Origin of the sequence: Pseudomonas chlororaphis subsp. aurantiaca, assembly GCF_013466605.1 — a bacterium.
Taxonomy (GTDB): Bacteria; Pseudomonadota; Gammaproteobacteria; order Pseudomonadales; family Pseudomonadaceae; genus Aquipseudomonas; species Aquipseudomonas chlororaphis_I.
Genome location: NZ_CP059162.1, coordinates 1,197,523 through 1,220,900 on the forward strand (window position 1 = coordinate 1,197,523; position 23,378 = coordinate 1,220,900).

A 23,378-nucleotide genomic window follows, 5' to 3' on the forward strand; every position below is an offset into this window, starting at 1 on the left:
ACTGAGGTGTTTTAGCGGCGTTTCAGCGAGGAGTCAGGGGCGGATTTCGATCATCGTGCCGTCCGGGACCAGGCCCCAGACTTCGCGCATGTCGACGTTGCGCATGGCGATGCAGCCGTCGGTCCAGTCCAGGGTGTGGAAGTACTGCTCGGGGTAGTCTTCGCTGTCCGGGGTGCCGTGGATCATGATCATGCCGCCGGGCTCCACGCCCTCGCGGCGCGAACGCGCGGAATCGCTGATGTTCGGGTAGGAAATATGCATGGCCAGGTTGAAGCGGTCGCTGGTCTTGCGCCAGTCCAGCCAGTAGAAGCCTTCCGGGGTGCGCTTGTCGCCTTCCATGAGTTTCGGGCCCTTGGGCTGTTTGCCCAGGGAAATGCGGTAGGTCTTGATGGGTTTGCCGTCGTTGATCAGTTGCAACTGATGGGCCGACTTGAGGACCAGGACTTTTTCGATGACCTTGCCGTCCAGGGTATCCGTCGCGGAGGCGTGGGAGACAGCGATAACCGAGCAGCAGAAAAGAGCGAGCAACCAGCGCATTGAAACGATATCCCTAAGAGTACACAGGTGCCGCGTACGTTTTGTTGTTTAAGTGAGGGCCGGCTGAGCCAGGGGCGGAATGGACTCGGAGCGCACGGGGTATTGCTCGTTCCGCCGGTCAGCGAAGAAACATTCTAAGGTACGCCCGACCGTGCGAAAAGCCAGCTCGGACCAGGGGATGTCGGCTTCTTCGAAAAGCCGGACTTCCAGGCTCTCTTCGCCGGCGGCGAAATCCAGGTCCGCCAGCTCGGCGCGGAAGAAGACATGCACCTGGCTGATGTGCGGGACGTCGATCAGGGTATAGATGCTCAGGTTGCGCACCCGGGCGCAGGCTTCCTCGAACGTCTCGCGAATCGCCGCCTGTTCGACGGTCTCGCCGTTCTCCATGAAACCGGCCGGCAGCGTCCAGTAACCACGACGCGGCTCGATCGCACGCCGGCATAGCAGCACCTGGGTGCCCCAGGTCGGCAGGCAGCCGGCGACTATGTTCGGGTTCTGGTAATGGATGGTCTGGCAGTTGTCGCAGACAAAACGCAGGCGCGAATCGCCTTCGGGAATGCGCTGGGTGACCGGGTGACCGCACTGGCTGCAGAATTTCATGCTGGGTATCCGAAAAGGCTGCTCCTATCTTGGCGTGCACGGGGCTTTGTCGGCAAGTTGTCGTTACGCGACATGGCGTGGATCGGGGGTTGGGCGGTCGGTTTGTTTGGTGCATGATGCATAGGGTCTGTTGACCTTTGGTGACGAGCCGCGTTGCTGGGCCAAACTGTGCGAGGCAAGGCGCGGGATGCCGCTAATGGTTGTTCCCTTGGCAAATCCCGCAACGCAGCCTCGCGCAGTTTGGCACGCAACCCGAAGGGACGGGGCCCACTTGGCGCAGGGCTGTGTTGCTCGGAGCTTATTTGGAACAACCAAACTGCGCTCCTCGCGCCTTGCCCTGCGCCAAGTGGGCTCCCGTCGCGGCCGTCACCAAAGGTCAACAGACCCTAATAGTCGACAGATCGAGAAGACTCATGCTGGACGAGCTACTGCACCGGGTAAGCAACCATACGCCGCGACCGCTGGAGACGGATCGACGTTTTCCCGAGGCCGCCGTGCTGGTGCCCATTACCCGCAGTGACGAGCCTGAGCTGGTGCTGACCCTGCGCGCCAAAGGATTGTCCACCCACGGCGGCGAAGTGGCGTTCCCCGGCGGCCGCCGCGACCCGGAAGATCCAGACCTGGTTTTTACCGCCCTGCGCGAAGCCGAAGAGGAAATCGGCCTGCCTCCCGGACTGGTGGAAGTGATCGGCCCCTTGAGCCCGCTGATTTCCCTGCACGGGATCAAGGTCACGCCCTATGTCGGGGTGATTCCCGATTACGTCGAATACCTGGCCAATGATGCCGAGATCGCCGCGGTATTCAGCGTGCCGCTGGAGTTTTTTCGCCAGGACCCGCGCGAGCATACCCACCGCATCGATTATCAGGGCCGCAGCTGGTATGTGCCGAGCTACCGCTTCGGCGAGTACAAGATCTGGGGCCTGACGGCGATCATGATTGTCGAGCTGATCAACCTGCTGTATGACGCCAAGATCAGCCTGCACCAACCGCCCAAAAGCTTTATCAATATTTGAAGCCATCGCTCGTATGGCCTGAACCCTGCTGTGTACCTGAACCTGCCTGGCCTTGAGGACAACAATATGAAATACCGCCTGGGCGACGCCCGTGTCGAAACCCACCCGCAAAGCTGGGTCGCACCCAATGCCACGCTGGTGGGCAAGGTCAAGCTGGAGGAGGGGGCCAACGTCTGGTTCAACGCGGTGCTGCGTGGCGACAACGAGCTGATCCTGATCGGCAAGGACAGCAATGTGCAGGACGGCACGGTGATGCATACCGACATGGGCTTTCCGCTGACCATCGGTACCGGCGTGACCATTGGCCATAACGCCATGCTGCATGGCTGCACTGTCGGCGACTACAGCCTGATCGGCATCAACGCGGTGATTCTCAACGGTGCGAAGATCGGCAAGAACTGCATCATCGGTGCCAACTCGTTGATCGGCGAAGGCAAGGAAATCCCCGACGGTTCGCTGGTGATGGGCTCGCCGGGCAAGGTGGTTCGCGAGTTGACCGAGCAGCAGAAGAAGATGCTCGAAGCCAGCGCCGCGCACTATGTGCATAATTCCCAGCGTTACGCCCGCGACCTGGCCGAGCAAGAATAATGACCACCCCCGAAAAACCCGTTCCCTCGCCCTGCGTGAGCATCTGCGCGCTGGACGATGACGATATCTGCACTGGCTGCCAGCGCACGGTGAGCGAGATCACCCGCTGGAGCCGCATGGACAACGCCGAGCGCCGCGAGGTGCTGGCGTTGTGTCATGAGCGCGCCAAGTCCAACGGGTTGCTGTGGATGATCGGCACCCAGTCCGGCTAAACGGCTGTCGCGAGCAGCCTCGCCTCAGCCGGAGCGAGCCTGCCCGCGGTATCGGCGCCAGCTCCCGTCTGGTCCATCCCACCCACCTGAAGTACCCTGTGCGCCTTACTGACAGGTACTTTTCGCCCCATGCTCTTCCTGATCGCCTATATCGGCAGTGTCGTACTGATCAACTACGCCTTTTCCACCGCTCCGCACCTGGACATCATCTGGTCGGCCTGGGGCGGGCTGGTGTTCGTCCTGCGAGACATGGTGCAGACCCGCTTCGGCCATGGCGCGCTCGTCGCCATGCTGGTGGCCCTGGTGCTGTCCTACGTGACCTCCGACCCGGCCATCGCCCTGGCCAGCGCCACGGCGTTCGCGGTTTCCGAATGCATCGACTGGCTGGTGTTCAGCATCACCAGGCGCCCGCTGCACGACCGCCTGTGGATAAGTTCGGCGTTGAGCATTCCCCTGGACACCTTTATCTTTTTCGGACTGATCGACGCCTTGACCCCGGGCGTGATCCTCACGGCGCTGGGTTCGAAGTTCGCCGGCGTGACCGTGGTCTGGCTGGCCATGGCCTGGCGTTTGCGCAAGGCGGCGTGCGCCAGCTGAGGCCAAAGCGCGCGGTTCATGTAGAATGCCGCGCTTTCTTCCCCCATGGGCCGCCCGCCTGGTGCGCGACCCTCGATGATCCGCTCCTTTTTGAGGACCTTCAGATGACCCGTATCGGAACTCCATTGTCGCCAACCGCGACCCGCGTTTTGCTGTGTGGCTGTGGTGAGTTGGGCAAGGAAGTGGTGATCGAGCTGCAACGCCTGGGCGTTGAGGTGATTGCCGTGGATCGTTACGCCAATGCGCCGGCGATGCAGGTCGCCCATCGCAGCCATGTGATCAACATGCTCGACGGCGCCGCGCTGCGTGCGGTGATCGAGGCGGAAAAGCCGCACTTCATCGTGCCGGAGATCGAAGCCATCGCCACCGCCACCCTGGTGGAACTGGAGTCCGAAGGGTTCACCGTGATCCCGACCGCCCGTGCCGCCCAGTTGACCATGAACCGCGAAGGCATCCGTCGCCTGGCCGCCGAAGAGCTGGACCTGCCGACCTCGCCTTACCACTTCGCCGATACCTTCGAAGACTACCGCAAGGCGGTGGACGACCTGGGTTTCCCCTGCGTGGTCAAGCCGGTGATGAGTTCCTCGGGCAAGGGCCAGAGCCTGCTGCGCAGCGTCGACGACGTGCAGAAGGCCTGGGACTACGCCCAGGAAGGCGGGCGTGCCGGCAAGGGCCGGGTGATCATCGAGGGTTTCATCGATTTCGATTATGAAATCACCCTGCTGACCGTGCGCCATGTCGGTGGCACCACCTTCTGCGCGCCGGTCGGCCACCGCCAGGAGAAGGGCGACTACCAGGAATCCTGGCAGCCCCAGGCCATGAGCCCGAAAGCCCTGGCCGAGTCCGAGCGTGTGGCCAAGGCCGTGACCGAGGCCCTGGGTGGCCGTGGCCTGTTCGGCGTCGAACTGTTCGTCAAGGGCGACCAGGTCTGGTTCAGCGAAGTCTCGCCGCGTCCTCACGACACCGGCCTGGTGACCCTGATTTCCCAGGACCTGTCGCAGTTCGCCCTGCATGCTCGGGCGATCCTCGGCCTGCCGATCCCGTTGATCCGTCAGTTCGGCCCGTCGGCTTCGGCGGTGATCCTGGTGGAAGGCCAGTCGACCCAGACCGCTTTCGCCAACCTGGGCGCGGCCCTGAGCGAGCCGGACACTGCCCTGCGCCTGTTCGGCAAGCCCGAAGTCAATGGCCAGCGCCGCATGGGCGTGGCCCTGGCGCGCGACGAGTCGATCGAGGCTGCCCGGGCCAAGGCGACCCGTGCTTCCCAGGCGGTCGTTGTAGAGCTGTAAAAGTATCGCGGGCCAGCCTCGCTCCTACTTCTGTAGGGGCGAGCGGGCGGCGATCCGTCTGGCCCGCGATGACGTTCTGTCAGCCGACCTGATTCAGGTCGTTATCACGCGTTTCCTTCAGGCACAGCACAGCGATCAGGCTGAGCATCGCTGCCGCCGACACATACCCGCCGACCCAACTCAAGCCCCCCATCGCCACCAGCTTCTGGGCGAAGAAGGGTGCCGCCGAGGCGCCGACAATGCCGCCCAGGTTATAGGCCGCCGATGCACCGGTATAACGCACGTGGGTCGGGAACAGCTCGGGCAGCAGCGCACCCATCGGGGCGAAGGTCACGCCCATCAGGAACAGCTCGATGCACAGGAACAGCGCCACGCCCCAGGTCGAGCCCTGGGTCAGCAGCGGTTCCATGGTGAAGCCGGAGAGAATCGCCAGCAGGCCACCGATGATCAGCACCGGTTTGCGTCCGTAACGGTCGCTGGCCCAGGCCGACAGCGGTGTGGCCGCAGCCATGAACAGCACGGCGAAGCACAGCAGGCCGAGGAAGGTTTCGCGGCTGTAGCCCAGGGTCGCGACGCCGTAGCTCAGCGAGAACACCGTCGAGATGTAAAACAGCGCGTAACACACCACCATCGCCGAGGCGCCCAGCAGTACCGGCAGCCAGTACTGGCTGAACAGCTCGACCAGCGGCATCTTGACCCGTTCCTGGCGGGCGATGGCGTTGGCGAATACCGGGGTTTCATGCAGTTTCAGACGCACATACAGGCCGACCAGCACCAGCGCGGCGCTGAGCAGGAACGGGATCCGCCAGCCCCAGGAGCGGAACTGTTCGTCGCTCAGGCTCATGGCCAGGGTCAGGAACAGGCCGTTGGCCGCGAGAAAGCCGATCGACGGCCCCAGTTGCGGGAACATGCCGAACCAGGCGCGCTTGCCTTTTGGCGCGTTTTCCGTGGCGAGCAGCGCGGCTCCGCCCCATTCGCCGCCCAGCCCCAGGCCCTGGCCGAAGCGCAGCAGGCACAGCAGGATCGGGGCCCAGGCGCCAATGCTGTCATAGCCGGGCAGCACGCCGATCAGCGTGGTGCACACGCCCATCAGCAGCAGCGATGCCACCAGGGTCGACTTGCGGCCGATCCGGTCGCCGAAGTGGCCGAACAGCGCCGAACCCAGGGGACGGGCGAGGAAGGCGATGCCGAAGGTCAGGAAGGCCGAGAGCATCTGGGCGGTGCCGGACGTCTGCGGGAAGAATACCGGGCCGATCACCAGTGCGGCGGCGGTGGCGTACACGTAGAAGTCGTAGAACTCGATGGCGGTACCGATAAAGCTGGCGGTGGCCACGCGGCTGGCGGAGTTGGTCGGCTGGGCAGGCACGGAGGCGCTGTAAGTGGTGCTGGTCGTCATGCGGTAATCCCTGACAGTCATGTGCTCCATGGGAGCGAATTATTATGGTCGAACACCCAGGGATGTGGGTTTGGCGCGGGCGTGGCTCGGGGTGGGAGCGAAGCCTGCCAGAAGCGGGCGGAGCAGGGCAGAAGCCGCTGGGTGCGGGTAGCACGCGGGTGCTGCGGGGCTTGGGTAAGCGGCTCGATTATAGGAAGGCCCCTAACGATCAAACAAGCGCGACTTGCCGCCCTATAGCCGGCGCAAGCGGTGCATCAGGCGGAATACGGATACAGGGTTTGCGACCGCGTTGCGGTCGATCGCAGCCTCGCGGGCTCGGCAGCGGCTACAGGGCCACGATTACAGCGAGGGGGTGGTGACCGGCTTGGTGTGCCAGATCAGCACGCGGCTGACCCGGTTGTCCTCGGTCTCGAGGATTTCCAGGCGGTAGCGGCCGATTTTCAGGCAGACGGCGCTGTCGGGAATGGTCTCCAGCGCTTCGGTGACCAGGCCGTTGAGGGTTTTCGGGCCGTCGCAGGGCAGGTGCCAGCCCAGGCTCTTGTTCAGCTCGCGAATCGAGGCGGCGCCTTCGATGACAAAGCGTCCGTCGGCCTGGGGGCGGATATGCGGGTTGTCGAGGCTGTGTTCGCTTTCGAATTCGCCGACGATTTCTTCGAGGATATCTTCCAGGGTGACAATGCCCAGCACTTCGCCGTATTCGTCCACCACCATGCCCAGGCGGCGCTGCTGCTTGTGGAAGTTCAGCAGTTGCAGCTGCAGCGGGGTGCTTTCCGGCACGAAGTAAGGTTCGTGGCAGGCCGCCAGCAGGGCCTCTTTGGTCAGGCTGGCATCCGGCAGCAGGTGGCGGATCTGGCGGGTATTGAGGACCGCCTCGACCTGGTTGATATCGCTGTGGAACACCGGCAGGCGGGTGCGCTTGGACAGGCGCAGCTGCTCGATGATCTCGCCGATAGGCTCGTCCAGGTTGATCCCGTCGACTTCGCTGCGCGGGACCAGGATGTCATTGACGGTGATGTTGTCCAGGGCATGGATGCCCGACACCGGGTGCGGGCGGCCATTGGCATGTTCCTCGGCGCCGTCCGGGTCGGCGGCCTGCTCGTCTTCGCTCTGCTTGACGGTGCCGGCCTTGCGGGTGAAGGGGCGCAACAACAGCTGGCTGATGCTGCCGAGCAGCCAGGCCGCGGGGTAGATGATCTTCAGTGGCACGCCCAGCAGGGTATTGCCCAGGCTGAGGATGGCGTCCGGATAACGGGTGGCCAGGGTGCGCGGAAGATAGTCGGCGAGTACCAGCAACACGCTGGTGGCGATCAGGCAGGCCAGCCACGGACCGTTTTCCGCCCACTGCAGGAGCGCCAGCAAGGTGCTGATGATGACCGCCAGCACCCGGCACAGGGTGTTGCAGAGAATCAGGCTGTCGCGCGGGAAGCTCAGGCGCGCCAGCGGTTTATCGCCGGAGCGCGAAGCGGTGCGTAGGGTCAGCAGGTGTTGCTGGGCGGCTTCGATGGCGGTGAACAGCCCCGACCACAGCACCAGCAAGGCCAGGACCACGAGCATCGGCTCTATGGGCAGGTTGTCCATTATCGCCGCTCGTCAGATATGCAGGATGTATTCACGGACCAGCTTGCTGCCGAAATACGCCAGCATCAGCAGGCAGAAGCCGGCCAGGGTCCAGCGAATCGCCTTGTGTCCGCGCCAGCCGAGGCGGTTGCGGCCCCACAGCAGCACGCTGAACACCACCCAGGCCAGGCAGGCCAGCAGGGTCTTGTGCACCAGATGCTGGGCGAACAGGTTCTCGACGAACAGCCAGCCGGAGATCAGCGACAGCGACAGCAGGGTCCAGCCGGCCCAGAGGAAGCCGAACAGCAGGCTTTCCATGGTCTGCAGCGGCGGAAAGTTCTTGATCAGCCCGGACGGATGCTTGTGCTTGAGCTGGTGGTCCTGCACCAGCAGCAACAGGGCCTGGAATACGGCGATGGTGAACATGCCATAGGCGAGGATCGACAGCAGGATATGGGCGAGAATGCCTGGCTCTTCGTCGATCACCGGCACCGTGCCGGTGGGCACGAACTGCGCCAGCAGCACGGTCAGCGCCCCCAGCGGAAACAGCAGGACCAGCAGGTTCTCCACCGGAATGCGCGAGCAGGCCAGCAGGGTCAGGGCAATCACCGCGGCGGCGATCAGGCTGGCGGCGCTGAAGAAGTCCAGGCCCAGGCCCACGGGCGTCATCAGGTGAGTCAGGAGGCTGGCGCTGTGAGCGAGCAGGGCAAGGATGCCGAGCGAGACCAGCAGGCGCTTGTTCGTCTTGGCGGCTTGAGCCAGACGAGTGCCTTGATAGAGGGTCGCAGCGGCATAGAGACAGGCGGCGGCGAGGGTGGTTAGCAAGCTGGGTGACAAGGGGAGCATAAATCCTGTTAGGCAAGCCCGAAAGTCGTTGAGTTTGGCATAGAACCGCCACCACACGAAAGACCGTGCGACCAGACGGCGGCTGTGCGTCGCGCGCAGTCTTCGCTATAATCCGCGACCTGCCCACGGAGCACCCTTTATATGAGGGGCCCGAGCCGCCATTACCTCGGTCTACTTAGGGCCTGAAAGGATCGCGCATGTTTGAAAACCTAACCGACCGTCTCTCGCAGACGCTGCGCCATGTCACCGGCAAGGCCAAGCTGACCGAGGACAACATCAAAGACACCCTGCGCGAAGTGCGCATGGCGTTGCTCGAAGCCGACGTTGCCCTGCCGGTGGTCAAGGACTTCGTCAACTCGGTGAAGGAACGTGCCGTCGGCACTGAAGTGTCGCGCAGCCTGACTCCGGGCCAGGCGTTCGTGAAGATCGTCCAGGCCGAGCTCGAAAGCCTGATGGGCGCGGCCAACGAAGATTTGAACCTGAGTGCCGTGCCGCCTGCCGTCGTGCTGATGGCCGGTTTGCAGGGTGCCGGTAAGACCACCACCGCCGGCAAGCTCGCGCGCTTCCTTAAAGAGCGCAAGAAGAAGAGCGTGATGGTGGTGTCCGCCGACGTGTACCGTCCGGCGGCGATCAAGCAGCTCGAAACCCTGGCCAATGACATTGGCGTGACCTTCTTTCCGTCCGACCTGAGCCAGAAGCCGGTCGCGATCGCCGAAGCGGCTATCAAGGAAGCCAAGCTCAAGTTCATCGACGTGGTCATCGTCGACACCGCCGGTCGTCTGCACATCGACGCCGACATGATGGACGAGATCCAGGCGTTGCACGCGGCGGTCAAGCCGGTGGAAACCCTGTTCGTGGTCGACGCCATGACTGGCCAGGACGCCGCCAACACGGCCAAGGCCTTTGGCGACGCACTGCCGCTGACCGGTGTGATCCTGACCAAGGTCGACGGCGATGCCCGTGGCGGTGCCGCGCTGTCGGTGCGTGCGATCACTGGCAAGCCGATCAAGTTCATCGGTATGGGCGAGAAGAGCGAAGCGCTCGAGCCGTTCCACCCCGAGCGTATCGCTTCGCGCATCCTCGGCATGGGCGACGTGCTCAGCCTGATCGAGCAGGCCGAGCAGACCCTCGACAAGGAAAAAGCCGACAAGCTGGCGAAGAAGCTGAAAAAAGGCAAAGGCTTCGACCTCGAAGACTTCCGCGATCAGCTGCAACAGATGAAGAACATGGGCGGCCTCGGCGGCCTGATGGACAAGCTGCCGAATATCGGTGGCGTGAACCTGGCGCAAATGGGCAATGCCCAGGGCGCGGCCGAGAAACAGTTCAAGCAGATGGAAGCCATCATCAACTCCATGACCCCGGCCGAGCGCCGCGACCCTGAGCTGATCAGCGGTTCGCGCAAGCGTCGGATCGCCATGGGTTCCGGCACCCAGGTGCAGGACATCGGTCGCTTGATCAAGCAGCACAAGCAGATGCAGAAGATGATGAAGAAATTCTCCGCCAAGGGCGGAATGGCGAAAATGATGCGCGGCATGGGCGGAATGTTGCCCGGCGGCGGCATGCCGAAGATCTGAAGAATCCGCGCCGGCAGCCATGCCGGCGTTTCCCGCGGGGACGCGGGACCTCCAGCAAACCCGCGCTTGGCGGGAGCTGACTCGCCGTTGTTGCTAACGGCCCTATAGCAAATCTGGATGGCAGCCGGTAGGCGCCGGAAAAAGTCATTTGCAAAAGTCCGGATATTCCTTAGAATATGCGGCCTTTCGGGCACCCATGCCCGCTGTGCATTTAGATTTGCAGCACCGACTACAGGAACGATGTTCACATGCTAACAATCCGTCTTGCCCTTGGCGGCTCCAAAAAGCGCCCGTTTTACCACTTGACCGTGACCGACAGCCGCAACCCACGCGACGGTTCGCACAAGGAACAAGTTGGCTTCTTCAACCCGATCGCTCGTGGTCAAGAAGTCCGCCTGTCCGTGAACCAAGAGCGCGTAGCCTACTGGCTGAGCGTTGGTGCACAACCGTCTGAGCGCGTTGCTCAGCTGTTGAAGGAATCGGCTAAGGCTGCAGCCTGAACCCTATGAACGCGACGCCTGCTCCTGCTGATGATTTGATCGTTATCGGCAAAATCTACTCTGTTCACGGCGTTCGCGGCGAAGTGAAGGTTTATTCCTTTACTGATCCGATTAAAAACCTGTTGGATTACAAAACCTGGACGCTCAAGCGCGAAGGTAGCGTGAAACAGGTTGAGCTGGTCAGCGGACGCGGGAATGAAAAATTCCTGGTCGCAAAGCTCAAGGGTCTCGATGATCGTGAAGAAGCGCGTCTTCTGGCCGGTTATGAGATCTGCGTGCCGCGCAACCTGTTCCCTGAACTGACCGACGGCGAGTACTACTGGTACCAGCTGCAAGGTCTCAAGGTCATCGACACTCACGGACAACTGTTCGGGAAGATCGATCACCTGCTGGAGACCGGCTCGAACGATGTAATGGTGGTCAAGCCTTGCGCTGGCAGCCTGGATGATCGCGAACGCCTGTTGCCCTATACCGAGCAATGCGTGTTGGCCGTCGACCTGGCAGCGGGCGAGATGAAGGTGGATTGGGACGCGGACTTCTGAACGTGGCTAGCCTGCGCGTAGAAGTGATCAGTTTGTTTCCCGAGATGTTTTCCGCCATCAGCGACTACGGCATAACCAGCCGCGCGGTGAAACAGGGGCTCTTGCAGCTGACCTGTTGGAATCCGCGAGACTACACCACGGATCGACATCACACTGTGGACGATCGCCCATTTGGCGGTGGCCCGGGCATGGTGATGAAGATCAAGCCCCTGGAAGATGCTCTGGTTCAGGCCAGGCAGGCAGCCGGGGAGGGCGCGAAGGTGATCTACCTGTCGCCCCAAGGCCGCAAACTGACTCAGTCGGCGGTACGCGAGTTGGCGAATGAGGATGCATTGATCCTGATTGCCGGTCGTTATGAAGGCATTGACGAGCGTTTTATTGAAGCTCATGTCGATGAAGAGTGGTCGATTGGCGACTATGTACTCTCCGGTGGCGAGCTGCCGGCGATGGTCCTGATTGATGCGGTTACGCGACTGCTGCCCGGAGCTTTAGGGCATGCGGATTCCGCGGAGGAAGATTCCTTCACGGATGGTCTGCTGGATTGCCCGCACTACACCCGACCGGAGGTGTATGCGGATCAGCGTGTTCCCGACGTGTTGCTAAGTGGCAACCACGCACACATCCGGCGTTGGCGTTTACAGCAGTCCCTTGGTCGGACCTATGAACGACGCGCCGATCTTCTGGAAAGCCGCTCGCTTTCTGGAGAAGAGAAGAAGCTGCTCGAGGAATACATCCGCGAGCGGGACGATAGTTAACAACGTATCGATGGTAGATCCGACGATTTACCTTAGGAGCACAGCATGACCAACAAAATCATTCTTGCACTCGAAGCAGAGCAGATGACCAAAGAGATCCCAGCCTTTGCCCCGGGCGACACCATTGTCGTTCAGGTGAAAGTGAAGGAAGGCGATCGTTCCCGTCTGCAAGCGTTCGAAGGCGTTGTAATCGCCAAGCGTAACCGCGGCGTGAACAGTGCATTCACCGTTCGTAAAATCTCCAACGGTGTTGGCGTAGAGCGTACTTTCCAGACCTACAGCCCGCAAATCGACAGCATGGCTGTCAAGCGTCGCGGTGACGTACGTAAAGCCAAGCTGTACTACCTGCGCGACCTGTCGGGTAAAGCAGCTCGCATCAAGGAAAAACTGGCTTAAGTCCAGCTTCCGATGCAGAAAAAAGCAGCCTACGGGCTGCTTTTTTGTTGTCCGTCATTTATCCCCGAAGTGTGTTTCAGGCAGTAGAACCATGAGCTCCCGCGAGCAAGAAATCCAACGCCGGACCGAGCTGTCGGTTACCCGCGTGACCAAGGCGGTATTCCCGTCGACCACCAACCACCACAACACCCTGTTCGGCGGCGCGGCGCTGGCCTGGATGGACGAAGTGTCGTTCATCGCCGCGACCCGTTTCTGCCGGCTGCCGCTGGTCACCGTGTCCACCGACCGTATCGACTTCAATCACCCGATTGCCGCGGGCTCCATCGTCGAGTTGGTGGGACGGGTGGTGAAGGTCGGCAACACCAGCCTCAAGGTCGAGGTTGAAGTCTTCGTCGAGAGCATGAGTTGCGATGGGCGGGAGAAGGCCATCCATGGCCTGTTCAGCTTTGTCGCCATCGATGACGACAAGCGCCCGGTGCCGGTGCTGCCGGGTTTTGTCGACTGATCGCGAGCAAGCCTCGCTCCTGCGGGATTTCACCGTTCTGTAGGAGCGAGGCTTGTCCGCGATGGGCTATCAGGCCGCCATATCCTTCTGAATCAACGCCACCAGGGTCCAGCCCGCAGCAGGCTTGAGAGCGCTGCCTGGCGTCACCACGTGCACCCAGCCGCTGTTGTCGCGAGCGAACAGCAGGGTCGCCCGTTCACCGTGCAGCGCCTGGTAATCCTCCCAGCCAAAACCTTCGGTCAGGTTGGTGCTGTACAGCTCCGCACCCTGTCCCAGCAGGCTGGCCAGTTTGCTGTAGGACAGCGCCTCGCTGCCCAGCAGATGCCCACGGTGTTCATGGCTGGCCCGGTGCTTGTCGGTACGCCGGCTTTCCTGGCTGTTGGCCAGGCCGAACAGACGCTGATGGCCGAAGTCGTGACGGAAGCGCATGGAGGCCAGGGTGTTCAGTTCGCCGGAGGGCGACAGCGCCAGCAGATGACCAAGCCCCACCAGGTCCAGATGGGCATCGGCGTGTTGCGACGCCGGGTTGCCGAAGTAGGTCGGCAGGCCGTCCATGCGCGCGGCGCGGATGTTTTCCCAACTCGAATCGGTCAGCAGTACGCGACTGCCCAGTTGCTGCAGGGCTTTGCCGATGGTCCGCGCCGGAGCGTTCGCCCCGACGATCAGGAAACCGCTCGGCGCCGGTTCCGCGACCTTCAGCAGGCGGGCCAGCGGCCGCGCGGTGGCGCTTTGCAGCACCACGGTGCCGATGATCACGGCGAAGGTCAGCGGCACCAGCAGCAGCGCGCCTTCATGGCCTGCCTGGTCCAGGCGAATGGCGAAGATCGCCGAGACAGCCGCGGCAACGATGCCCCGCGGTGCGATCCAGGCCAACAAGGCCCGTTCGCGCCAGTTCAGATTGGAGCCAGCGGTGGACAGCAGCACGTTCAAGGGCCGGGCGATGAACTGGATCACCAGCAGTAGAATCAACACCAGCGGCCCCAGGGCGATCAGGGCATTGAGGTCCAGGCGCGCCGCCAGCAGGATGAACAACCCGGAAATCAGCAGCACGCTGAGGTTTTCCTTGAAGTGCAGGATGTGCCGGACGTCGACGTCTTTCATGTTGGCCATCCACATGCCCATCAGGGTCACGGCCAGCAGGCCGGACTCATGCATCACCTGGTTGGCGCCGATGAAGATGCCCAGCACCGCCGCCAGCGTGGCCAGGTTGTGCAGGTATTCCGGCAGCCACTGGCGGCGCATGATGGTGCCCAGCACCCAGCCGCCGACGATGCCGAACAGGCTGCCGCAGAGGATCACCCCGCCGAAGGTCATCAGGCTGTGCTGCAAGCCCTGGCCCTCGGCGCTGGCGATGATGAAGCTGTAGACCACCACCGCCAGCAGGGCGCCGATCGGGTCGATGACAATGCCTTCCCAGCGCAGGATATTGGCGATCGACGCCTTGGGCCGGACCACCCGCAGCATGGGCACGATCACCGTTGGCCCGGTGACCAGGGTCAGGGTGCCGAACAGCAGCGCCAGCAGCCAGTCGAAGCCCAGCAGCCAGTGGGTGGCCAGGGTGATCACCGCCCAGGTCGAGAGCGCGCCGATAGTCACCAGCCGGTGCACCACCTTGCCGATCTCGCGCCATTCCGACAGGTGCAGGGTCAGGCTGCCTTCAAACAGGATCAAGGCCACCGCCAGCGATACCAGTGGCATCAACAGCGGTCCGAACAACTCTTGTGGGTCGAGCCAGCCCAGGACCGGGCCGGCGAGAATGCCGCTCAACAGCAGGAACAGAATGGCCGGCAGTTTCAGGCGCCAGGCCAGCCATTGGCAGCCCACTGCCGCCACGCCTATGCCGCCAAAGGCCAACAGAATCTGTTGTTCGTTCATTGAAGCTCCCTGTTCCTTGAAATAGCGGGCTATGAAAGACTAGCGACCCTCTGCACAGTTCACTATTTATTTGCGCCCGGCCTCAAGCCCGCGCCTTTCGAGTATTTATGCCCGCCATCGACCATCCCCTGATAGACCGTTTCCTCGATGCGCTATGGCTGGAAAAGGGCCTTTCCGACAATACTCGCGAGGCGTATCGCAGCGACCTGGCGTTGTTCAACGGTTGGCTGCAGGAAAAGGGACTGGAGCTGGTGAATGCCGGTCGCGAGCTGATTCTCGACCACCTCGCCTGGCGGGTGGAGCAAGCCTACAAGCCGCGTTCGACCGCGCGTTTTCTCTCCGGGGTACGCGGCTTCTATCGTTACCTGCTGCGGGAAAAGCTGATTGCCGTGGACCCCACGCTGCAAGTCGACATGCCGCAGTTGGGCCGACCGTTGCCCAAGTCCCTGTCGGAGGCCGATGTCGAAGCCCTGCTGGCGGCTCCCGACCTGAGCGAAGCCATTGGCCAGCGCGACCGCGCCATGCTCGAAGTCCTGTATGCCTGCGGCCTGCGGGTCACCGAGCTGATCAGTCTGACCCTGGAGCAGGTCAATCTGCGGCAGGGCGTGTTGCGGGTGATGGGCAAGGGCAGCAAGGAGCGCCTGGTGCCGATGGGCGAGGAAGCGATTGTCTGGGTCGAGCGCTACATGCGCGATGCCCGGGGCGAACTGCTCGGCGGGCGGCCCAGCGATGTGTTGTTCCCCAGCCAGCGCGGCGAGCAGATGACCCGGCAGACCTTCTGGCACAGGATCAAGTATCAGGCCAAGGTCGCCGGGATCGGCAAGTCGCTGTCGCCGCATACCTTGCGGCACGCCTTCGCCACCCATCTGCTCAACCACGGCGCCGACCTGCGGGTGGTGCAAATGCTGCTCGGCCACAGCGACCTGTCGACCACCCAGATCTACACCCATGTCGCCCGGGCCCGTTTGCAGGACCTGCACGCCAAGCACCATCCCCGCGGTTGAGTGAGGCATCGGTCACGACCCGGCAGCGGCCCCGCGCTGATCGGCAAATGACCGGCCTGGCTCAGCGGGAGCCCGCCAGGCGGGCCTTATGTGGTAGGCTTTGCCGGTTTGCAAAGTGGGCCGTTATGACCCGGTGTTCCAGTACGGGCGTTCTGACCGTCCCATTTGTCCGCCTTCAGGAGTTCCCAATGCGCGTGACCCAGATGATCGCCGCCGCAGCCATTGCGTTGGCCAGTACCTTTGTTGTGGCCGATGACGCCGCCGAAAAAGCGATTCGTAAAAGCCTCCAGGGCCTGCAGCTCGAAGTCCCGGTAGAAAGCATCAGCGCCAGTCCGCTGCCCGGTGTCTATGAAGTCAAGCTCAAGGGCAGCCGCGTGCTGTACGCCAGCGCCGACGGCCAGTTCGTGATGCAGGGCTACCTGTTCCAGCTCAAGGACGGCAAGCCGGTCAACCTGACCGAAAAGACCGAGCGCCTGGGCGTGGCCAAGCTGATCAACGCCATTCCGGTCGCTGAAACCGTGGTCTACCCGGCCATCGGCGAAACCAAGACCCACATCACCGTCTTCACCGACACCACCTGCCCGTACTGCCACAAGTTGCACGCCGAAGTGCCTGAGCTGAACAAGATGGGCGTGGAAGTGCGTTACGTAGCCTTCCCGCGCCAGGGCCTGGGTTCGCCGGGTGACGAGCAGTTGCAGGCAGTCTGGTGCTCGGCCGACAAGAAAGCGGCCATGGACAAGATGGTCGATGGCAAGGAAATCAAGGCCGCCAAGTGCGCCAACCCGGTTTCCAAGCAATTCGCCCTGGGCCAGTCGATTGGTGTGAATGGCACGCCGGCCATCGTTTTGGCCGACGGCCAAGTGATTCCGGGCTACCAGCCTGCGCCACAAGTCGCCAAACTGGCGCTGGGCGCGAAATAATCCTGCGTCGTCGAGCCTTTGACGATCATGGCGCGGCGGTTGTGGCCGGCGCGTCGTTAATAGAGAGCCGTGTGGTTTGCGGCTGTTTTCCACGGCCGACCTAGTGTCGGCCGTTTCATGGGGAGTTCAGAGTGAATCCGGTCAAAGTGGGCATCTGTGGGCTGGGTACCGTCGGTGGCGGTACCTTCAATGTACTTCAGCGTAACGCCGAGGAAATTGCTCGTCGTGCCGGGCGTGGAATCGAAGTGGCACAAATTGCCATGCGCACGCCAAAGCCTCAGTTCCAAACGACCGGTATTGCGATTACCAACGATGTGTTCGAAGTGGCCACGAACCCAGAGATCGACATCGTCATAGAGCTGATGGGCGGCTATACCGTTGCCCGCGAGCTGGTACTCAAGGCCATCGAGCATGGTAAACATGTGGTCACCGCCAACAAGGCGCTTATCGCCGTACACGGTAATGAAATTTTCGCCAAGGCCCGTGAGAAGGGCGTGATCGTGGCGTTCGAAGCCGCCGTGGCGGGTGGTATTCCAGTCATCAAGGCGATCCGCGAAGGCCTGTCGGCCAACCGCATCAACTGGGTGGCCGGGATCATCAACGGCACGGGCAACTTCATCCTCACCGAAATGCGCGAGAAGGGTCGCACCTTCGAAGACGTGCTGGTCGAGGCCCAGGCCCTGGGTTACGCCGAAGCCGACCCGACCTTCGACGTCGAAGGCATCGACGCGGCGCACAAGCTGACCATCCTGGCGTCCATCGCCTTTGGTATCCCGCTGCAGTTCGACAAGGCCTACACCGAAGGCATCACCAAGCTGACCACCGCCGACGTGAACTATGCCGAAGCTCTGGGGTATCGTATCAAGCACCTGGGCGTGGCCCGCCGCACCGATGCCGGCATCGAGCTGCGCGTGCACCCGACGCTGATCCCGGCCGATCGCCTGATCGCCAATGTCAATGGCGTGTTCAACGCGGTGATGGTCAACGGTGATGCCGTTGGCTCCACCCTGTACTACGGTGCTGGCGCCGGCATGGAGCCGACCGCTTCGTCGGTGATCGCCGACCTGGTGGACGTGGTTCGCGCCATGACCAGCGACCCGGAGAACCGTGTGCCGCACCTGGCCTTCCAGCCGGACTCGCTATCGGCGCACCCGATCCTGCCGATCGAGGCCTGCGAAAGCGCCTACTACCTGCGGATCCAGGCCAAGGATCACCCGGGCGTACTGGCCCAGGTGGCGAGCATCCTCTCCGAGCGCGGCATCAACATCGAGTCGATCATGCAGAAAGAGGTCGAAGAGCACGACGGCCTGGTGCCGATGATCCTGCTGACCCACCGTGTGGTGGAACAGCGCATCAACGATGCGATCACCGCGCTGGAAGCCCTGCAGGGCGTGGTCGGTCCGGTCGTACGGATCCGCGTCGAGCACCTGAACTAATCCGCTTCGTTGCGGGAGCCCCGGCGGCTCCCGCTTGAGAACTCTTTTTAGAGGAGCCAGTCATGCGTTACATCAGCACCCGCGGCCAGGCACCGGCCCTGAATTTCGAAGACGTCCTGCTGGCCGGCCTGGCGAGCGACGGCGGTTTGTACGTACCGGAAAACCTGCCACGTTTCACCCAAGAGGAAATCGCTTCCTGGGCTGGCCTGCCGTATCACGAGCTGGCCTTCCGGGTGATGCGCCCGTTCGTCACCGGCAGCATCCCGGATGCCGACTTCAAGAAAATCCTCGAAGAAACCTACGGTGCGTTTTCCCATAACGCCATTGCCCCGCTGCGCCAGCTGAACGGCAACGAGTGGGTCCTGGAGCTGTTCCACGGCCCGACCCTGGCGTTCAAGGACTTCGCCCTGCAACTGCTGGGTCGCCTGCTGGACTACGTGCTGGAGAAGCGCGGTGAGCGTGTGGTGATCATCGGCGCCACTTCCGGCGATACCGGTTCGGCCGCCATCGAAGGCTGCAAGCGTTGCGACAACGTCGATATCTTCATCCTGCACCCGCACAACCGTGTGTCCGAAGTGCAGCGTCGGCAGATGACCACCATCTTCGGCGAGAACATCCACAACATCGCCATCGAAGGCAACTTCGACGACTGCCAGGAAATGGTCAAGGCCAGCTTCGCCGACCAGGGTTTCCTCAAGGGCACTCGCCTGGTGGCGGTGAACTCGATCAACTGGGCGCGGATCATGGCCCAGATCGTCTACTACTTCCACGCGGCCCTGCAACTGGGCGGCCCGGCGCGTTCGGTGGCGTTCTCGGTACCGACCGGCAACTTCGGCGACATCTTCGCCGGTTACCTGGCCCGCAACATGGGCCTGCCGATCAACCAGCTGATCGTCGCCACTAACCGCAACGACATCCTGCACCGCTTCATGAGCGGCAACCAGTACGTCAAGGAAACCCTGCACGCCACCCTGTCGCCGTCGATGGACATCATGGTCTCGTCGAACTTCGAGCGCCTGCTGTTCGACCTGCACGGCCGCAACGGTGCCGCGCTGGCCGCGCTGATGGACTCCTTCAAGCAAGGTGGCGGTTTCAGCGTCGAGCAGGAGCGCTGGACCGAAGCCCGCAAGCTGTTCGACTCCCTGGCCGTGGACGATGCCCAGACCTGCGAGACCATCGCCGAAGTCTTCGCCCAGACCGGTGAAGTGCTCGACCCGCACACCGCGATCGGCGTGAAGGCCGCCCGTGAGTGTCGTCGCAGCCTGGACATCCCGATGGTGGTGCTGGGCACCGCGCATCCGGTGAAATTCCCGGAAGCGGTGGAAAAGGCCGGGATCGGCAAGGCCCTGGAACTGCCGGCGCACCTGTCCGACCTGTTCCAGCGCGAAGAGCGTTGCACCGTCCTGGCCAACGACCTGAAGGCCGTCCAGGCCTTCGTCAGCCAGCATGGCAATCGCGGAAAACCGCTCTGATCGAGTGACATCGATCGTCAACAAGGCCCGTCTCTGACGGGCCTTGTCTTTTTATACACAGGCTGTTTATCGCGACGCGTCTTCTAAGGATCGAGCTCAAGAACTGGGCACAAGGACAGGGCGGCGCCGCGTCGAGGATCACTCACAGGATGCTTATGTTGCTGCGCCCGGTTTTCCGCACATTGATGGTTTTGGCGATGCTGTCTCTGGCCCCGTGCCTGATGGCGGCGCAGAACCTGCCCTTCAAGCTGGTGCCGGCCTTCGTCCAACTGCAACCGCTCACCCTGGCTCCGGCCGAACGGCAATGGCTGGCGGGCCGTGGCACCTTGAAGGTGGGCATTTCGATCGACGACTACCAGCCGATCGACATCACCCGCGACCGCAACCGCTACCAGGGCATCAGCGCCGATTACCTGAGCCTGGTGGGCGAACGCCTGGGCGTGTCCCTGGAAGTCCTGGGGTTCTCCGAGCGCGAACAGGCGGTCGAGGCGCTGCGCACGGGGGCGATCGACATCCTGACCAGTGCCAACGGTTATGAGCGTGGCGCCGCGGGGCTGCATTTCTCCAGTGACTACATGCCCGACCGCGCGGTCGTGGTGGTGCGCCGGGACGAGGCGGAAATTCCCGAAGACCTGGCCGGCAAGAAAGTGGTGCTGCTGGAGGGCTATGCGGACGCCAAGATCGCCCACGCCGCCTATCCCCACAGCCAGATCATTCTTTCGCCCAATCTGTACAGCGGCCTGGAAGCCCTGAAGCAGGGGGATGTCGATGCCTTTATCGGCAACGAGGTGATCGTCCGTGCCTACAAGGCGCTGCGCCCTTACCTGGGGTTGCAGGTCCGCACTGAAAGCCGGCTGCCGCCGATCGGCTTTGCCTTCGCCACGCGCCAGACCGACCCGCTGCTCGGCCGCCTGATCGAACGGGCGCTGCAAAGCATCGACGACTCCACGCACCGGGAGATCCTGGCCCGTTGGACCACCGGGCTGGGCGCCAGCACTGGCGATGAGCGGATCAAACTGAGCAAGGAGGAGCGTGCCTGGCTGCTCGAGCATCAGCATGTGGTAGTGGCTTCCCAGCAGTACCCACCCTACGTGTTCAAGGACAAGGACGGTCAGTGGACCGGGCTGAATATCGACCTGCTCAACCGCATCTCGAGAATGACCGGGCTGCAATTCGTCCAGGAGGAAACCTTCTCCACGGCCCACACCCTGGACCTGCTGCTCAAGGGCCGGGCCCAGATGAACACCACCTTGTCGGCCAACGATGAGCGCTGCGGCTTCCTCGATTTCACCCATGCCTTTGGCGGTTCGGCCTGGGTGTTCGTGGTCCGCGCCGACGACATCCAGCTCAATACCTTCAACCAACTGGCCGGCAAGGTGCTGGCGCTTCCGGCCAAGCATGCGCTGGAGAGTTACGTCCGGCAGAACTACCCGAAGGTCCACCTGCGTTTGGTCGACACCTACCTGGAGGCGCGGGCCCTGGTGGCCAGCGGCGAGGCCGACGCGACCATCCAGAACGAAGTCGAGGTGCAGGGCTACCCGGCGAACGGGCTGCGCATCGGTCGCAGCGTCGAGGGCAAGTGGTCGGCCGACGAATTGTCGGTGCGCCGGGACCAGCCCGAGCTGCTGAGCATTCTGAACAAGGCCCTGGAAGCTTTCCCGGTGGCCGAGCTCAGCGCCATCCGCCTGAAATGGCTGGGGGTGACGCCGGTGCCGGTGCCCATGTGGCAGCGGGTGCCGGTGTGGATCTACTGGGTCACCTTCACCGCGATTCTGTTCGGCCTGCTGTCCCTGGCCTGGAACACCCGGCTCAAGGGGCAGATCCGCCAACGCCTGCAAGCCGAGCAGCGCCTCAACGATCAGCTGGCGTTCAAGCGCGCCTTGCTCGACGGCATCCCCAACCCGATCTTCGTCCGCGACCTGGCCGGGCGCCTGATCACCTGCAACAAAAGCTATGAAACCCAGACCGGTATGCGTCTGGAACAGATCAAGGGGCTGTGCCTGACCGAGCTGGATGTGTTGCCCGAGGCCACGGCCCGGCAGTTGCACCATGAGTTCCTGGAGCAGCTGGAGTCCCAGGAGTCGGTATTCGTCGACCGGCAGATCGAATCCAGGAACGGCCCGGTGCAGGTCTATCAATGGACGGTGCCGTTCTACAGCGCCCAGGGCGAGTTGCAGGGGCTGCTGGGGGGCTGGATCGACATCACCGAGCGCAAGCGTCTCGAGGAAGAGCTGCTGGAGGCGCGTCGCGCCGCGGATCAGGCGAACTACGCCAAGAGCGCCTTTCTCTCGACCCTGAGTCATGAGATTCGCACGCCGATGAACGCGATCATCGGTTTGCTGGAGCTGGAAAAGGAACAGGCGCGCCTGCGCGGCATGCCGTTTTCCGATGCCTTGCGCGTGGCTTATCAGTCGGCGCAGGAGCTGGTCGGCCTGATGGGCGACAACCTCGACCTGGCCAAGATCGAGGCCGGGCATATGCAACTGACGCCGCAGACCGTGGCCCTGCGAGGCTTCTTCGAAGACATACAGCAATTGTTCGAGGTCACCGCGCGCAACAAGGGGCTGCACCTGACCCTGGCCTTCGACAAGGCGGCGGACGGCTTCTACTGGCTCGACCCGTTGCGCCTGCGCCAGGTGCTGCACAACCTGCTGAGCAATGCCCTGAAGTTCACCCAGGTCGGCGAGGTGCGGGTATCCGTCGAGCGCCAGGCCGATGAGCATGGCGCCGACCGCTTGTGCATCAGCGTGGCCGACACCGGGCCAGGCATCAGTCCGGAGAAGCAGGCGAGCCTGTTCGATCCATTCATTCAGGCCCATGTGCAGACGACGCCGGAGCAGGGCGGAACCGGCCTGGGCCTGAGTATCTGCAAGCAACTGGTGGAGCTGATGGGCGGCCGCATTCTGCTGCAAAGCCAACCCGGCGCGGGGACCCGCGTGACCCTCGAGCTCTATCCGGAGCAAGTGGTCGAGGCTTTCAGCCAGTCGCCCCAGGTGACCAGCGAGCGTCCGCAGAGCCGTCGCATGTCGGTGCTGGTGGTCGACGACGTGCGGGCCAATCGCATGGTGCTCAGCCAGCAATTGATGTTCCTCGGGCACAAGGTGGTGGCGCTCGACAGCGCCGAGGCGGCGCTGGTGCGTTGGCAGGGCGAGGCGTTCGACCTGATGATGACCGACTGCCACATGCCGGGCATGAGCGGTTATCAGCTGAGCGAAGCGATACGTGAGATCGAGGCCCGGGAAGGGCGTGACGCCTGCCCGCTGATTGGCTGCACCGCCAATGCCTTCGAGGATGAACAGCAGCGCTGCGAGCAGGCCGGCATGGACGAGCTGCTGGTCAAGCCAGTGACCCTGGACCGGCTGGCGCAGATGCTTGCGCGCTTCTTGCCGCGGCCATCCTTTGATATCCAGACCCTGCGCAGCATGACCCAGGCCGACGAGCCGATCCTGCAACGCATGCTGCGCGAGCTGTGGAGCAACCTGGGGCAGGAGCAGGTGGCCCTGGAGTCGGCGGTGCTGGAGCAGGACTGGGCGCGTATCGGCGCGTCCACGCACCGCCTCAAAGGGGTCTGCTGCCTGATCGACGCGCTGCCGCTGGCCCAGGTCTGCATCGACCTGGAGGCCGTCGCCCGGGCCCGCTCGACGGCGGTGCTGGCGGAGCACTGGCTGCGCCTGAAGGAGGCCATCGGCTGCTTGCGCAGCGATATCGAGCCGCACCTGGGTAGCGATTAAGACTTGTCTTATGGGGCGGCCTGCCCTCTGCGATTA

Annotated in this window: 22 protein-coding genes; 16 read left to right on the top strand and 6 right to left on the bottom strand. The window is 62.9% G+C overall.

Annotated elements, in window-relative coordinates; genetic code table 11:
* Window positions 1–33 precede the first annotated feature (33 nt).
* Together H0I86_RS05320 and H0I86_RS05325 are read right to left on the bottom strand one after the other, a co-directional pair.
* Complete coding sequence (locus H0I86_RS05320) at window positions 34–537, bottom strand: L,D-transpeptidase family protein (RefSeq protein ID WP_023969718.1); 504 nt, start codon at window positions 535–537, stop codon at window positions 34–36.
* Window positions 538–585: 48 nt separating this feature from the next.
* On the bottom strand, window positions 586–1,137 hold the full coding sequence (locus H0I86_RS05325; RefSeq protein WP_009042316.1) for an NUDIX hydrolase: 552 nt from the start codon (window positions 1,135–1,137) through the stop codon (window positions 586–588).
* A gap of 413 nt (window positions 1,138–1,550) precedes the next feature.
* Here H0I86_RS05325 and H0I86_RS05330 point away from each other — a divergent pair, with 413 nt between their 5' ends.
* The 5 genes from H0I86_RS05330 (at window position 1,551) to purT (ending at window position 4,833) form a co-directional block, all read left to right on the top strand.
* A complete protein-coding gene (locus H0I86_RS05330; RefSeq protein ID WP_009047136.1) occupies window positions 1,551–2,150 on the top strand; it encodes a CoA pyrophosphatase in 600 nt (199 codons plus the stop codon).
* A gap of 66 nt (window positions 2,151–2,216) precedes the next feature.
* Window positions 2,217–2,738, top strand: coding sequence for a gamma carbonic anhydrase family protein (locus H0I86_RS05335; RefSeq protein ID WP_009047137.1), 522 nt, complete (start codon window positions 2,217–2,219; stop codon window positions 2,736–2,738).
* Complete coding sequence (locus tag H0I86_RS05340) at window positions 2,738–2,950, top strand: DUF1289 domain-containing protein (RefSeq protein ID WP_180924290.1); 213 nt, start codon at window positions 2,738–2,740, stop codon at window positions 2,948–2,950. The genes H0I86_RS05335 and H0I86_RS05340 overlap by 1 nt, the downstream gene beginning before the upstream one ends.
* Before the next feature lie 129 nt (window positions 2,951–3,079).
* Window positions 3,080–3,547, top strand: a complete 468-nt coding sequence (locus H0I86_RS05345) for a VUT family protein (protein WP_180924291.1) — start codon at window positions 3,080–3,082, stop codon at window positions 3,545–3,547.
* A gap of 104 nt (window positions 3,548–3,651) precedes the next feature.
* Window positions 3,652–4,833: a formate-dependent phosphoribosylglycinamide formyltransferase gene (gene purT, locus H0I86_RS05350; RefSeq protein WP_009047140.1), complete on the top strand. Its 1,182-nt coding sequence runs from the start codon at window positions 3,652–3,654 to the stop codon at window positions 4,831–4,833.
* A gap of 79 nt (window positions 4,834–4,912) precedes the next feature.
* Here purT and H0I86_RS05355 read toward each other — a convergent pair whose 3' ends face one another.
* From H0I86_RS05355 to H0I86_RS05365, 3 genes are all read right to left on the bottom strand, one after another.
* The gene (locus H0I86_RS05355) at window positions 4,913–6,229 is read right to left on the bottom strand and encodes an MFS transporter (RefSeq protein WP_180924292.1); all 1,317 of its coding nucleotides are present in this window, start codon (window positions 6,227–6,229) and stop codon (window positions 4,913–4,915) included.
* A gap of 339 nt (window positions 6,230–6,568) precedes the next feature.
* Window positions 6,569–7,807 (bottom strand): transporter associated domain-containing protein, encoded by a 1,239-nt coding sequence (locus H0I86_RS05360; RefSeq protein WP_180924293.1) that lies wholly within the window; start codon window positions 7,805–7,807, stop codon window positions 6,569–6,571.
* 12 nt (window positions 7,808–7,819) lie between these two features.
* Complete coding sequence (locus tag H0I86_RS05365) at window positions 7,820–8,632, bottom strand: cytochrome C assembly family protein (RefSeq protein ID WP_007927682.1); 813 nt, start codon at window positions 8,630–8,632, stop codon at window positions 7,820–7,822.
* A 197-nt stretch (window positions 8,633–8,829) separates the two neighbouring features.
* Between H0I86_RS05365 and ffh the strand changes: the two genes are divergently transcribed.
* The 6 genes from ffh to H0I86_RS05395 all read left to right on the top strand — a co-directional run bounded on the left by ffh (window position 8,830) and on the right by H0I86_RS05395 (window position 12,904).
* Entirely contained in the window at window positions 8,830–10,206 is a 1,377-nt protein-coding gene (gene ffh / locus H0I86_RS05370) for a signal recognition particle protein (RefSeq protein ID WP_007927681.1), read from the top strand.
* 248 nt (window positions 10,207–10,454) lie between these two features.
* Window positions 10,455–10,706 carry a 30S ribosomal protein S16 gene (gene rpsP, locus H0I86_RS05375; RefSeq protein WP_007927680.1) on the top strand — a complete coding sequence of 84 codons (252 nt, stop codon included), beginning with the start codon at window positions 10,455–10,457 and terminating at the stop codon, window positions 10,704–10,706.
* Between the two features lie 5 nt (window positions 10,707–10,711).
* Window positions 10,712–11,248 carry a ribosome maturation factor RimM gene (rimM, locus tag H0I86_RS05380; protein WP_007927679.1) on the top strand — a complete coding sequence of 179 codons (537 nt, stop codon included), beginning with the start codon at window positions 10,712–10,714 and terminating at the stop codon, window positions 11,246–11,248.
* 44 nt (window positions 11,249–11,292) lie between these two features.
* Window positions 11,293–12,003 (top strand): tRNA (guanosine(37)-N1)-methyltransferase TrmD, encoded by a 711-nt coding sequence (gene trmD, locus H0I86_RS05385; protein ID WP_230589668.1) that lies wholly within the window; start codon window positions 11,293–11,295, stop codon window positions 12,001–12,003.
* Window positions 12,004–12,048: 45 nt separating this feature from the next.
* Window positions 12,049–12,399, top strand: coding sequence for a 50S ribosomal protein L19 (rplS, locus tag H0I86_RS05390; protein WP_009047143.1), 351 nt, complete (start codon window positions 12,049–12,051; stop codon window positions 12,397–12,399).
* A gap of 91 nt (window positions 12,400–12,490) precedes the next feature.
* A complete protein-coding gene (locus H0I86_RS05395; RefSeq protein WP_180924294.1) occupies window positions 12,491–12,904 on the top strand; it encodes an acyl-CoA thioesterase in 414 nt (137 codons plus the stop codon).
* Between the two features lie 69 nt (window positions 12,905–12,973).
* Here H0I86_RS05395 and H0I86_RS05400 read toward each other — a convergent pair whose 3' ends face one another.
* Entirely contained in the window at window positions 12,974–14,779 is a 1,806-nt protein-coding gene (locus H0I86_RS05400; RefSeq protein WP_180924295.1) for a cation:proton antiporter, read from the bottom strand.
* Window positions 14,780–14,886: 107 nt separating this feature from the next.
* On the opposite strand from H0I86_RS05400, the gene xerD reads away from it, so the two are divergent.
* The 5 genes from xerD to H0I86_RS05425 all read left to right on the top strand — a co-directional run bounded on the left by xerD (window position 14,887) and on the right by H0I86_RS05425 (window position 23,342).
* Window positions 14,887–15,783 (top strand): site-specific tyrosine recombinase XerD, encoded by an 897-nt coding sequence (xerD, locus tag H0I86_RS05405; protein WP_180924296.1) that lies wholly within the window; start codon window positions 14,887–14,889, stop codon window positions 15,781–15,783.
* A 188-nt stretch (window positions 15,784–15,971) separates the two neighbouring features.
* Window positions 15,972–16,703 (top strand): thioredoxin fold domain-containing protein, encoded by a 732-nt coding sequence (locus H0I86_RS05410; RefSeq protein ID WP_180924297.1) that lies wholly within the window; start codon window positions 15,972–15,974, stop codon window positions 16,701–16,703.
* Between the two features lie 131 nt (window positions 16,704–16,834).
* Entirely contained in the window at window positions 16,835–18,139 is a 1,305-nt protein-coding gene (locus H0I86_RS05415; protein WP_007927672.1) for a homoserine dehydrogenase, read from the top strand.
* Between the two features lie 62 nt (window positions 18,140–18,201).
* Window positions 18,202–19,611 (top strand): threonine synthase, encoded by a 1,410-nt coding sequence (gene thrC / locus H0I86_RS05420; protein ID WP_016702738.1) that lies wholly within the window; start codon window positions 18,202–18,204, stop codon window positions 19,609–19,611.
* A gap of 155 nt (window positions 19,612–19,766) precedes the next feature.
* Complete coding sequence (locus H0I86_RS05425; protein ID WP_180924298.1) at window positions 19,767–23,342, top strand: transporter substrate-binding domain-containing protein; 3,576 nt, start codon at window positions 19,767–19,769, stop codon at window positions 23,340–23,342.
* Window positions 23,343–23,378 lie beyond the last annotated feature (36 nt).